The organism is Streptococcus parasanguinis, from assembly GCF_047463195.1.
GTDB classification, from domain to species: Bacteria; Bacillota; Bacilli; order Lactobacillales; family Streptococcaceae; genus Streptococcus; species Streptococcus parasanguinis_R.
The window spans coordinates 149645-161173 of record NZ_JASHEI010000002.1; the positions used below are offsets into that span (position 1 = coordinate 149645).

Here is an 11529-nt window from a genome sequence, read left to right on the forward strand (position 1 = left end):
ATCATTTTTTTGAGAAAAAGACTATCTAGAATCGGTCCGCTGAGACAATTTTTATCTAAAAAAGGTTTGCGGTCAAAATCAGGATACGGTATAATAAGAAAGAACCTTTTACAGGATGGAATATCTTGTAGAGAGACGAATGAAATGGATTTGAGGAACAACTATGTTTTATACCTATTTACGTGGCCTTGTTGCCTTTATTCTGTGGGTTTTAAATGGGAATGCCCATTACCATCATAAGGACAATATTCCAGATCGAAAAGAGAACTACATCTTGGTATCGCCTCACCGGACTTGGTGGGATCCGGTCTATATGGCCTTTGCGACCAAGCCAAAGCAATTTATCTTTATGGCAAAAAAAGAGCTCTTTACCAATCGTATTTTTGGCTGGTGGATTCGCATGTGTGGGGCTTTTCCGATCGACCGTGAAAATCCGGGAGCAGAAGCCATTAAGTATCCTGTCAATATGCTGAAAAAGAGCAACCGTTCCTTGATTATGTTCCCAAGTGGAAGTCGTCATTCTCAAGACGTCAAAGGTGGTGTTGCCATCATTGCCAAAATGGCGAAGGTCCGTATCATGCCAGTGACTTATACTGGTCCAAGAGACTTGAAAGGATTGGCAACGGGTGAACGTATTGATATGAACTTTGGACATCCCATTGATATTTCGGATATTAAAAAGATGAATGACGAAGGAGTGGCAGAAGTTGCCCGCCGTATCCAAGAGGAGTTTGATCGCTTGGATGCGGAAGCACAAGCAATCAACACCCCAACAAAACCGTTTATCTTGATTCGTTTGTTAAAAATCCTTTTGATTCCCCTTGTCTTAGTCGTGGGCATCTTGACCTTGCTCTTTAGTTACCTGGCAAGCTTTGTATGGGATCCAGACAAACATCGGAAAAACAAGTAAAAAAACTGAGAGTTTTTCTCAGTTTTTTTTATTTTTACGAATAATAAAAGTGAGAGGAGGTTTCTTATGGAGGATATCATCGAAAAAATCAAAGAATATAAGCTCTTTTTAGCTCTTACTGCTATCGGACTCTTACTTGGAGGGTATTTTCTTTTTCATCGACCTCAGTCAAGTGCATCCACCATACCGGATCTTTATCAGTCTTCTAGTTCAACTTCGAGCAAAGAAAAGGTGCAGACTACTAGTTCCAAAGAAGAAAAGACGGTTACTTCTGTGTCTGATGCACCCGAGATCATTACGGTCGATGTCAAAGGAGCCGTCAAACAACCAGGTGTCTATGAGTTGCGCTCCAATAGCAGAGTCCACGATGCTATTTATAAGGCAGGCGGGATGACAGCAGATGCCAATAGCCAATCGGTCAACTTGGCGCAAAAACTCACCGATGAAGCAGTGATCTATGTTGCTAAAGAAGGGGAGGATGTTCCGGCACTTGGAAGTTCAGAAAGTCCTGTAACTTCGTCAGCGCCAGCAGAAAAAACAGGCAAGGTCCGTTTAAATCGAGCGACCGAATCAGAGCTCCAAACCGTATCAGGCATTGGACAGAAACGTGCCCAGGACATTATCGCCTATCGCGAAGCAAATGGTCCTTTTCGATCAGTGGATGATCTGAAGAATGTTTCAGGAATCGGAGAGAAAACACTGGAGAAACTAAGAGATGCTTTCACGGTGGATTAAAGACCTTCCTTTTTCTCTTGTCCATCTCACCTTTGTACTTCTATGGCTGTATTTTAGTATCTATCAACCATCTTGGCTTTCGATCAGCGGTCTAGTAGTAGTGGGAGTTTTAGCGGTTCATCACTATAAAGGGGAGCGCTCAAGTTTGCTAGGGCTTGTTTTAGCAACCCTTTGTTTTGTGGCCTTCTTTGTTTTTCAGCGACTACAGGATCATCCAGTACTAGTGGAAAGTCAGCCCCCATCCCACTTACGCCTGATTCCAGATACTATCAAGATCAATGGGGATGCCCTGTCTTTTCGTGCTAAAAATCAGGGAAGGACCTACCAAGTCTTCTATACTTTAAAATCAGAAAAAGAAAAACAGCAGTGGCAAAGTCAAACCCACTTGCTGGAGTTGACATATAAAGGTGTTATAGAAGAGCCAGAAGGGCAGCGAAATTTTAGAGGATTTGACTACCGGTCTTATTTGCAAACACAGGGGATTCACTATCAAATAAAAATTGAGGCGATCCAATCCGCGCTTCCCATCCAAACTTGGAATGTTTTTGACTGGCTATCTCAATGGAGGCGCAAAGCTATTGTTTGGAGCAAGGAGCACTTTCCGCAACCGATGAACCAGTATATGACCGGCCTTCTTTTTGGCTATTTAGATAAGGATTTTGAAGAGATGGACCAGCTTTACACGAGTTTGGGAATCATCCATTTATTCGCCTTATCTGGGATGCAGGTTGGCTTTTTTATCAATGGGATCCGAAAAGGTCTCTTACGTCTAGGAATCTTGCAAGAGACAGTCGATATCTGGATGGTTCCAATTTCTTTGGTCTATGCTGGCTTGACAGGTTTTTCAGTTTCAGTGGTTCGCAGTCTCTTGCAAAAGAACCTCTCTCAAAAGGGGATCCGAGGGATGGAGAATATGGCGATGACCCTGATGCTCTTAATGTTGCTCATGCCCAAGTTTCTTCTGACAGCTGGAGGGGTCTTGAGTTGTGCCTATGCCTTTATTTTGACCTTGGTAGATACCAGTTCTTATTCAGGACTTAAAAAGCTACTAGTGGAAAGTTTCTGGATTAGCTTGGGGATTTTGCCCCTTTTGACCTATTACTTTAGCGTCTTTCAACCCTGGTCACTCCCTTTAACCTTCCTCTTTTCTTTCTTATTTGACCTTGTCCTTCTTCCAGGTTTAACGGTGCTATTTATCTTATCGATTCTAAAGCCCCTTACAATTTTTAACAGTTTCTTTCTTCTCATAGAGGAGTGTATTCGTTGGATTTCAAAGCTCACGTCGCTACCTTTGGTATTTGGTCAGCCGACGGGACCAGCTCTGATCGCTCTCTTCCTTCTTTTAGGGATCTTGTATGATCTTCGAAAGCAAAAGAAACGTCGTTTTCTGTTAATAGGTATGATTCTAATCATCTTTTGTTGGACCAAGCACCCTTTAGAAAATGAGATTACCATGGTGGATATCGGTCAAGGAGATAGTATCTTTTTACGCGATTGGAAAGGAAGAACCATATTGATTGATGTCGGAGGACGTGTCACTTTTAAAAGTGGAGAAAAGTGGCAAGAGCGCAGTCAATCTGCCAATGCGGATCAAACCTTGATTCCCTATCTCAAGAGTCGTGGTGTTGGAAAACTCGATGCTTTGGTCTTGACTCATACAGACCAGGACCATATGGGCGATATGGTGGAGGTTGCCAAACAAATCCCAGTTAAAAAAGTGTATGTCAGTTCAGGTAGTCTAACTAATTCTCAATTTCGAGAGAAATTGAAACAGCTTCATAGTCCGATTAAAGTAGTCCAGAGAGGGGATCAACTTCCTATTTTTGATGATTATCTAGAAGTCTTATCCCCTGATGAAGTGGGGGATGGTAAAAATGATGATTCGATTGTCCTCTATGGACAGTTCTATCAGAAACGATTTTTGTTCACAGGGGATTTGGAAGAAGCTGGAGAGAAGAAACTATTGAAAAACGATCCCCAATTACAAGTGGATGTCTTGAAAGTAGGCCACCACGGATCAAAAGGTTCCTCTAGTGATGTGTTTTTAGACCAGTTACATCCTCAGTTGGCCTTAATCTCTGTTGGAAAGAAAAATCGCTACCAACATCCCCATAAAGAATTGCTCGATCGTCTAGAGGAACGCTCTATTTCTTATCTTCGTACCGATGAAAGGGGAGCAATTCGCTTGATTGGGTGGGACCATTGGAGGGTAGAAACGGTCCGCTAGAGACGAGGAGAGGTTTGCTTTCTATGCTGAAAATTGCTATTATAGAAAGTGAAATCAATGTAAAGGTAGAATCGTATGAACGCATTTAAGCAATTTTGGATACAGTATGCAGATTTTTCAAGTAAGACCAGTCGGGCCCATTTTTGGCTAGCTTTTTTCTGGAATTCCCTGATTTCTTTGCCTCTTTGGGTTTTTTACATCGTGACCTCTTTATCCCATCAAAATGCTCAAGAAACGCTCAATTTTTCAACTGTTCATTCTAAGACAGGTTTATGGGCGCTCGCTTTCTTAGCATTCTTTTACTTCCTCATTTTGGTACCCAGTCAAGCCATTTGTGTACGTCGCTTGCGGGATGCGGGAATCCATTGGTCTTGGATCTTTTTGAACCTTGGTCCGGCTCTGCTCTATTTGTTGACGGGGCTAGATATTTTCCTATTTCTTTGGGGGATTACAGTTATTTCTCTCTTGATTCTCATGATGCTTCCAGGGAAAAACACCTTCCCACAACCAGTAGAAACTCCTATGGGAGTGGCTTCTGAACCACAGGTCACAGCGACAGGGGGGAGCTTTGGAGGCAACTCGTTTGAGCAAATCCCTAATTTTGTAGCAGCACCTGATTTGTCTGATGAAAAACCACCATTGGAACAAAGAATGGCTGCTGAACACGAAATCCACTAGACTGATAGAGATAAGAGAGTTTCATGCAAGCAATTACCGACACTAAACATCTGACGGTTCAAACTCTGCCTCCTATTCTTGTCTTGACAGGGGAGGATGTAGGTCAATTTGAATGGTTAAAAAAAGACATTTTAAAAAAAATAGGCTATGATCCTTCAGATTTGAATTATTCTTATTTTGATATGAAGGAAGCCTCCTATGCTGAGGTCGAGCTGGATTTGGTCAGTCTTCCCTTTTTTGCAGATGAAAAAATCGTGATTTTAGATCACTTATTGGATCTGACCACTGCCAAGAAACGCAATTTAACCGATGAAGATCTGAAACAATTTGAAAACTATCTGGGAAATCCTTCTGAATCGACCCGTTTGGTGATATTTGCAGAAGGAAAATTAGATAGTAAGCGCCGCTTGGTCAAACTCCTAAAACGGGATGCCCAAATCATTGAAGCGACCACTCCTAAAGAGCAAGATTTAAAGCGTTATTTTTCTGGTCAGGCGCAAGAATTGAGCTTACAGTTTGTGGGCGATTCCTTGGACCAGCTGCTCTTAAAATCTGGCTATGATTTTGGAGAGTTACAGAAGAATCTCGCTCTATTGCAGGCTTACAAAGAAGATGGTCAGATTACCCTCCAAGATATCGAGGAGGTTGTTCCAAAGTCCTTGCAAGATAATATTTTTGATCTGACACAGATGATTCTCAAACGCCAAATCGATCAAGCCCGGAATTTGGTTAAGGATCTCCGCTTACAAGGAGAAGATGAAATAAAATTAATCGCTATTTTATTGGGGCAATTCCGAATGTTTTCTCAAGTTAAAATTTTCTCAGAAGAAGGCCAATCCGAAAGCCAAATTGTAGCGAGCTTGTCGGAGTTGTCAGGACGCAAGGTCAATCCTTACCAGGTGAAGTTTGCCTTACGGGATAGCCGCAGACTTACCCTGTCCTTTTTGAAGCAGGCTATGATGACTTTCATCGAGACGGATTATGCGATTAAAAGTGGAACATATGAAAAAGACTACTTATTTGATTTGGCCCTGTTGAAAGTAGCTAATAGCGTCTAACGATGAATGAAATCGCAAGCAGATTAGTTGAATAATTTAGCTGTTTACGTTATCATCAAGTCAGTAATAAAGAAAAGAGGACCATAAAATGGCTATCATTTTACCAGAATTACCATATGCTTATGATGCATTGGAACCTTATATCGATGAAGAAACCATGCATTTGCACCATGATAAACACCATCAAACATATGTAAACAATGTGAATGCAGCTCTTGAAAAACATCCTGAAATTGGAGAAGACCTTGAAAGCTTGTTAGCTGATGTTGAATCCATTCCAGCTGATATTCGCCAAGCTGTGATCAACAATGGTGGTGGTCATTTGAACCACGCTCTTTTCTGGGAATTGATGACTCCAGAACAAACAGCTCCTTCAGCAGAACTTGCTGCAGCGATTGATGCTACATTTGGTTCATTTGAAGACTTCAAAGCAGCCTTCACAGCAGCAGCAACGACACGTTTTGGTTCTGGCTGGGCATGGTTGGTTGTTAACAAAGAAGGCAAACTCGAAGTAACTTCAACAGCAAACCAAGATACACCAATCTCTGAAGGTAAAACACCAATCCTTGGTTTGGATGTTTGGGAACATGCCTACTATGTAAAATACCGTAACGTACGTCCTGACTACATCAAAGCTTTCTTCTCAGTGATCAACTGGAATAAAGTTAATGAATTGTTTGCAGCAGCAAAATAATAAAATGAAGGAATCTATAAGAGCAAGTATTGGCTCTTATAGATTTTTTTGTTTGTATCCGGAAAATCGGAGTATAATTTCTTGCGTTTGGACAGGAAAATGATACACTAGTAGGAGTGTGTCTTACTTATCAGAAGCCCAGTTTGAAGGGCCTAGGCAAGGAAAAGATGACCGTTAAAATGAAAACTGAAACATTCAGGGAGAAATGAAATGACTAGTATTACCATTACCAAAGGAGCAGTTGAGACGCCTATCTATTTACGGATGTTGAATCGTCATGGCTTGATTGCAGGAGCAACAGGGACAGGGAAAACAGTTACCCTCAAGGTCCTCACAGAAAAATTAAGCAAAGAGGGCATTCCGGTCTTTCTAGCTGATATCAAGGGAGATTTATCTGGTTTAGCCAAAGCGGGGCAATGGACTCCAAAACTGGAAGAACGCTACAAACTGCTTGGTCTCACAGATCCGTTTGAGCCGCAAGCCTTCCCTGTTCGATTGTGGGATGTCTTTGGCCAAGCTGGTCATCCTGTTCGTGCGACTGTCGAAGGAATGGGGTCATTGCTTCTTTCTCGTCTACTTGATTTGAATGAAACTCAATCAGGAATTCTTGCAATTGTCTTTAAAGTGGCTCAAGAGAAAGATTGGCCCTTGATTGATTTGAAGGACCTGCAAAGCCTGTTAAAGGAAGTCTATGAACACAGCTCAGACTATTCTGCCCAATATGGTAATATCACCAAACAATCTGTCGGTGCGATCCAAAGAAGCCTCTTGGTTCTTGAAGAAGAAGGAGCGGATCAGTTTTTCGGAGAGCCTGCACTTGATTTAAATGACTTTATGCAACTCGATGCATCAGGGCGTGGGTATATCAATATTCTTTCGGCTACAAAGCTCTTTCATTCACCAAAATTGTATTCAACCTTTTTAATTTGGATGTTGTCTCGTCTCTTTGAAACACTTCCCGAGGTTGGGGATCCCGAAAAGCCAAAACTGGTTTTCTTCTTTGATGAAGCCCATCTCCTCTTTAAGGATGCAAGCAAGCTCTTTCTTGAGAAGGTCGAGCAAGTCGTGCGCCTGATTCGTTCTAAGGGTGTAGGGATTTACTTTATTACCCAAAATCCTCAAGATCTACCAGAATCTGTTTTGGCACAGCTTGGAAATCGTGTACAACATGCTCTTCGAGCTTATACACCAAAAGAAATGAAGGCCATCAAGGTAGCTGCCCAAAGTTTTCGTCCGAATCCAGACTTTGATACAGAAACAGTGATCACAGAATTAGGGACAGGGGAAGCCTTGGTTTCTTTCCTGAATGAGAAGGGGCAACCTAGTGTTGTTGAGCGTGCTTATATTCTCTCTCCTCAATCGAGTTTTGACCTCTTAAATGAAAGTGAACAATTGGCCTTAATCACGACATCGCCTTTCCATCAAAAGTATGCGACGACGATTGATCGGGAATCTGCCTATGAAAAATTAGCAGCTAAAGCAAGCAAGGAAGCACAAGAAGAGGAGAAAAAAGAAGCAGAAAAAGAACGAGCTACGGCGGAAAAAGCAGAGCAAAAGCGCAGTCCAGGTCGCCCAAGAAAATCCAGTCTTGAAAAGGCGAAAAATTCCTTCTTAAGTTCCTTATTCCGGACGATTGCGCGTGAGATCGCTAAGCTAATTATGGGCTCCTTTAAACGAAAATAAGCCTTTGATGAAAAGAAATAAACTTTTTAAAAAGAAATCGTTTTCTATTTCTGATAATTCTTGTTATTTTCAGTAGAATCTTTTATAATTAATCTCGTATGAAAAAATATTTTAATCTACGCTCGATCATGATTGCGATCAGTATTCTATTGTGCTTAGTGGGAACAAGCGCACTGGGCTACTTGCATATTACGCAACCAACAGCATCAGCAATTGAAAAAAAAGCAAAGAAAACAAAAGAAGCAAAAGAAAAAGATATAGAACAGTCTACGCCTGAGACGAAAAAACCACGTGTCAAATCTCCTGAAGCTAAGCAAGCAGTAGTAGACGCAGACATGGAAACGATGAGTGCTTATGGCCTTGTCTATGATTATGCTAATAAGGGGTTGGTAGAGGTTGTCCAGGATTTCCTAGCGGAAAGTGGAATTGATCCGTCACAAGTTGCCTTCACGTATCGCAATGCCATTACAGGAGAGCAATTTGCCATGAATGATCTTCAACCAATGACGGCAGGAAGTACCTATAAGCTACCGTTGAACATGTTGGTGGTGGATGAGGTCACAAAGGGGAAACTCAATTTAACAGATCGGTTTGACATTACCAATACCTACTATGAATATGTAGGGGAACATGACAATTACGTTGCTGCCTTTGATGGAGCCATGTCTATCCCTGATATGCAACGCTATTCATTAGTTTACTCTGAAAATACCCCAGCCTATGCCTTGGCAGATCGTTTAGGGGGAATGGAGCAAGCGCGCAAGTTATTCAGTCGCTATGGTCAATCTCGCTCACCAGAAGTCAAAACCTTTAGCGAAGATAATAAAACGACAACGGATTATTATATCCATGTCTTGGAATATCTTTGGAATCATCAAGAAAAATATGCAGATTTGTTGGAATTGATTGGGGAATCTTTCCCAGGTGAGTACTATAAGAAATTCTTGCCAGATTTGGTCATTCAACAAAAACCGGGATATGTTGCGGAAGCGCTCAATGTGGATGCCATTGTCCATGAATCGACCCCTTATTTGGTTGCCATCTATACTGCAGGACTGGGTGGAACGACCCCAGAAAGTTCTGAAATCAGTGGTGTTGGTCTTTATCAATTGGGTCAATTGGCTTATGTTATTAATGAATGGCATCGTGTGAATATGAATGAATAATTGACGGAAGGTCTGAGGGTTGCTCAGACCTTTTCTTCTATCACAGTAGCATAAAATTCACTTGGTGTTTCGAAATACTTTTCTGTTTTAAAGAGGCTTCTTTCCCTCTTCTATCAAAAAATATGTTATACTAATTAATAGTAATAAGAGGAAGTATAAACATGATTACAAAGGAAGATTACCAGTTGGTCCGCTCGCATCCAGCCTTCTCTGCGTTGCCAGTGGAGCTATTTGATAAATTAGCTGTTGAAATTCATGCTAGGGATATACAAAAAGGACAAATTTTATTTTATGCAGGAGATAAGCGGGATCGCATTTTTCTTCTTTCAAAAGGCTTTGCTCGCATTGAGCAATTCGATTCGTCTGATCAATTTTCCTATATGGATTATATCAAAAAAGGGGCCCTGTTCCCTTATGGAGGGATGTTTCAGGATGAGCGTTACCACTATACAGCTAGTGCGGTGACAGATTTGCGTTGTTTCGTTATCCCCGTCAACCTCTATGAATCATCTGCCCAAGAGAGCAAGGAGCAGTTGCTCTTCATTACGAGAAAGCTCTCGTCAATTTTAGAATTTCAAGAGTTGCGTCTACGTAATGTCGTGACAGCTAGTGCCAGTGAGCGTGTGGTTCAATCTTTAGCTATCTTGTGTAAGGACTATGAAAGTTTAGGAAATCAACTTCCATTTCCAATCAGTATGAAGGAATTGGCCAAATTAGCGGCCACAACCCGAGAAACCGTCAATCAAGTTTTAAAGAAACTCATCGATTCTCATAAGATACAATATGAAAGAAAACAATTAACCTTTCTAGATACAGCCTACTTTTTAAATAGTTTTAAAGAGATCAATTAATTTGTTGATCTTTTTTATTTTTGTAAAAAAATATATATTCATAAAAATAATATAAAAGACAAAATATGCAAAGAAAACGCTTCATATTAACTAAAAAATAGGAATAATTCAAAATAATGCCAAATTCTTTGCATTAAAAAAGTAGAATCCTTCATGAAAGCGGTACCAATTGGTGATAAAATAAAACCTGTAAACAGGATTAGGTAAGCTAAACCGCAAGAAAAAGGAGGACTATAGATGTCTACACACCCAATTCATGTTTTCTCAGAAATTGGAAAACTGAAAAAAGTTTGTTTGCACCGTCCAGGTAAAGAGTTGGAAAACTTGATGCCTGACTATCTTGAACGTCTTCTTTTTGATGATATTCCTTTCTTGGAAGATGCTCAAAAAGAACACGACGCATTTGCTGAAGCACTTCGTAACGAAGGTATCGAAGTACTTTATCTTGAACAGTTAGCTGCTGAGTCATTGACTTCTCCAGAAATTCGCGATCAGTTCATCGAAGAATACCTTGAAGAAGCGAACATTCGTGGACGCCAAACAAAAATTGCGATCCGTGAATTGCTTCACAGCATTGAAGACAACCAAGAATTGGTTGAAAAAACAATGGCAGGGGTTCAAAAAGCTGAACTTCCAGAAATTCCTGAAGAAGCAAAAGGATTGACAGACCTTGTTGAATCTGACTATCCATTTGCTATCGACCCAATGCCAAACTTGTACTTCACACGTGACCCATTTGCGACAATTGGTAATGCAGTATCATTGAACCACATGTACGCAGATACACGTAACCGTGAAACTTTGTATGGTAAATACATCTTCAAATACCACCCAGTTTACGGTGGAAAAGTTGAACTTGTCTACAACCGTGAAGAAGATACTCGTATCGAAGGTGGAGATGAGTTGGTACTTTCTAAAGATGTATTGGCAGTTGGTATCTCACAACGTACTGATGCTGCATCAATCGAAAAATTGTTGGTAAACATCTTCAAGAAGAACGTTGGCTTCAAGAAAGTATTGGCCTTTGAATTTGCTAACAACCGTAAATTCATGCACTTGGATACAGTATTCACAATGGTGGACTACGATAAATTCACAATCCACCCAGAAATCCAAGGTAACCTTCGCGTCTTCTCTGTAACTTATGAAAACGAACAATTGAAGATCGTTGAAGAAAAAGGTGATTTGGCTGAATTGCTTGCTGAAAACCTTGGTGTTGAAAAAGTTACATTGATCCCTTGTGGTGATGGCAATGTGGTTGCTGCTGCTCGTGAACAATGGAACGACGGTTCAAATACTCTTACAATCGCACCTGGTGTGGTAGTCGTATACGACCGTAACACAGTCACAAACAAGAAATTAGAAGAATACGGACTTCGTTTGATCAAGATCCGCGGAAGTGAATTGGTTCGCGGTCGTGGTGGACCTCGTTGTATGTCAATGCCATTTGAACGTGAAGAAATCTAATGTAGAAGACCGAGAGCTGGTCTTGAGGGATCAGCTCTTCCTTCTTACTGATCAATACTA

Annotated in this window: 10 protein-coding genes; all 10 read left to right on the forward strand. The window is 41.0% G+C overall.

Annotated features, from left to right (window positions below; genetic code table 11):
* Positions 1 to 163 precede the first annotated feature (163 nt).
* A complete protein-coding gene (locus tag QM870_RS02300) occupies positions 164 to 910 on the forward strand; it encodes a lysophospholipid acyltransferase family protein (RefSeq protein WP_070673821.1) in 747 nt (248 codons plus the stop codon).
* A gap of 66 nt (positions 911 to 976) precedes the next feature.
* Positions 977 to 1645, forward strand: coding sequence for a helix-hairpin-helix domain-containing protein (locus QM870_RS02305; protein WP_129824314.1), 669 nt, complete (start codon positions 977 to 979; stop codon positions 1643 to 1645).
* Complete coding sequence (locus QM870_RS02310; protein WP_414368435.1) at positions 1626 to 3872, forward strand: DNA internalization-related competence protein ComEC/Rec2; 2247 nt, start codon at positions 1626 to 1628, stop codon at positions 3870 to 3872. Before QM870_RS02305 ends, QM870_RS02310 begins: the two co-directional genes overlap by 20 nt.
* 75 nt (positions 3873 to 3947) lie before the next feature.
* The gene (locus QM870_RS02315) at positions 3948 to 4550 is read left to right on the forward strand and encodes a DUF805 domain-containing protein (protein WP_414368437.1); all 603 of its coding nucleotides are present in this window, start codon (positions 3948 to 3950) and stop codon (positions 4548 to 4550) included.
* Positions 4551 to 4573: 23 nt separating this feature from the next.
* Positions 4574 to 5608, forward strand: coding sequence for a DNA polymerase III subunit delta (gene holA / locus QM870_RS02320; RefSeq protein WP_414368440.1), 1035 nt, complete (start codon positions 4574 to 4576; stop codon positions 5606 to 5608).
* 88 nt (positions 5609 to 5696) lie between these two features.
* The gene (gene sodA, locus QM870_RS02325) at positions 5697 to 6302 is read left to right on the forward strand and encodes a superoxide dismutase SodA (RefSeq protein ID WP_003006336.1); all 606 of its coding nucleotides are present in this window, start codon (positions 5697 to 5699) and stop codon (positions 6300 to 6302) included.
* A gap of 210 nt (positions 6303 to 6512) precedes the next feature.
* On the forward strand, positions 6513 to 7985 hold the full coding sequence (locus tag QM870_RS02330; RefSeq protein WP_414368444.1) for a helicase HerA-like domain-containing protein: 1473 nt from the start codon (positions 6513 to 6515) through the stop codon (positions 7983 to 7985).
* Between the two features lie 98 nt (positions 7986 to 8083).
* Positions 8084 to 9151 carry a serine hydrolase gene (locus QM870_RS02335; RefSeq protein WP_414368447.1) on the forward strand — a complete coding sequence of 356 codons (1068 nt, stop codon included), beginning with the start codon at positions 8084 to 8086 and terminating at the stop codon, positions 9149 to 9151.
* Positions 9152 to 9312: 161 nt separating this feature from the next.
* Positions 9313 to 10002 (forward strand): Crp/Fnr family transcriptional regulator, encoded by a 690-nt coding sequence (locus QM870_RS02340; protein ID WP_070595138.1) that lies wholly within the window; start codon positions 9313 to 9315, stop codon positions 10000 to 10002.
* A gap of 237 nt (positions 10003 to 10239) precedes the next feature.
* Entirely contained in the window at positions 10240 to 11469 is a 1230-nt protein-coding gene (gene arcA, locus QM870_RS02345) for an arginine deiminase (RefSeq protein ID WP_049514063.1), read from the forward strand.
* The last annotated feature ends 60 nt before the right edge of the window (positions 11470 to 11529 follow it).

Excerpts from the sequence above, each read along its gene's own strand:
- QM870_RS02300 (WP_070673821.1), top strand. The coding sequence starts at position 164 with ATGTTTTATACCTATTTACGTGGCCTTGTTGCCTTTATTCTGTGGGTT.
- arcA (WP_049514063.1), top strand. The coding sequence starts at position 10,240 with ATGTCTACACACCCAATTCATGTTTTCTCAGAAATTGGAAAACTGAAA.
- QM870_RS02330 (WP_414368444.1), top strand. The coding sequence starts at position 6,513 with ATGACTAGTATTACCATTACCAAAGGAGCAGTTGAGACGCCTATCTAT.
- holA (WP_414368440.1), top strand. The coding sequence starts at position 4,574 with ATGCAAGCAATTACCGACACTAAACATCTGACGGTTCAAACTCTGCCT.
- QM870_RS02310 (WP_414368435.1), top strand. The coding sequence starts at position 1,626 with ATGCTTTCACGGTGGATTAAAGACCTTCCTTTTTCTCTTGTCCATCTC.
- QM870_RS02315 (WP_414368437.1), top strand. The coding sequence starts at position 3,948 with ATGAACGCATTTAAGCAATTTTGGATACAGTATGCAGATTTTTCAAGT.
- QM870_RS02340 (WP_070595138.1), top strand. The coding sequence starts at position 9,313 with ATGATTACAAAGGAAGATTACCAGTTGGTCCGCTCGCATCCAGCCTTC.
- QM870_RS02335 (WP_414368447.1), top strand. The coding sequence starts at position 8,084 with ATGAAAAAATATTTTAATCTACGCTCGATCATGATTGCGATCAGTATT.
- sodA (WP_003006336.1), top strand. The coding sequence starts at position 5,697 with ATGGCTATCATTTTACCAGAATTACCATATGCTTATGATGCATTGGAA.
- QM870_RS02305 (WP_129824314.1), top strand. The coding sequence starts at position 977 with ATGGAGGATATCATCGAAAAAATCAAAGAATATAAGCTCTTTTTAGCT.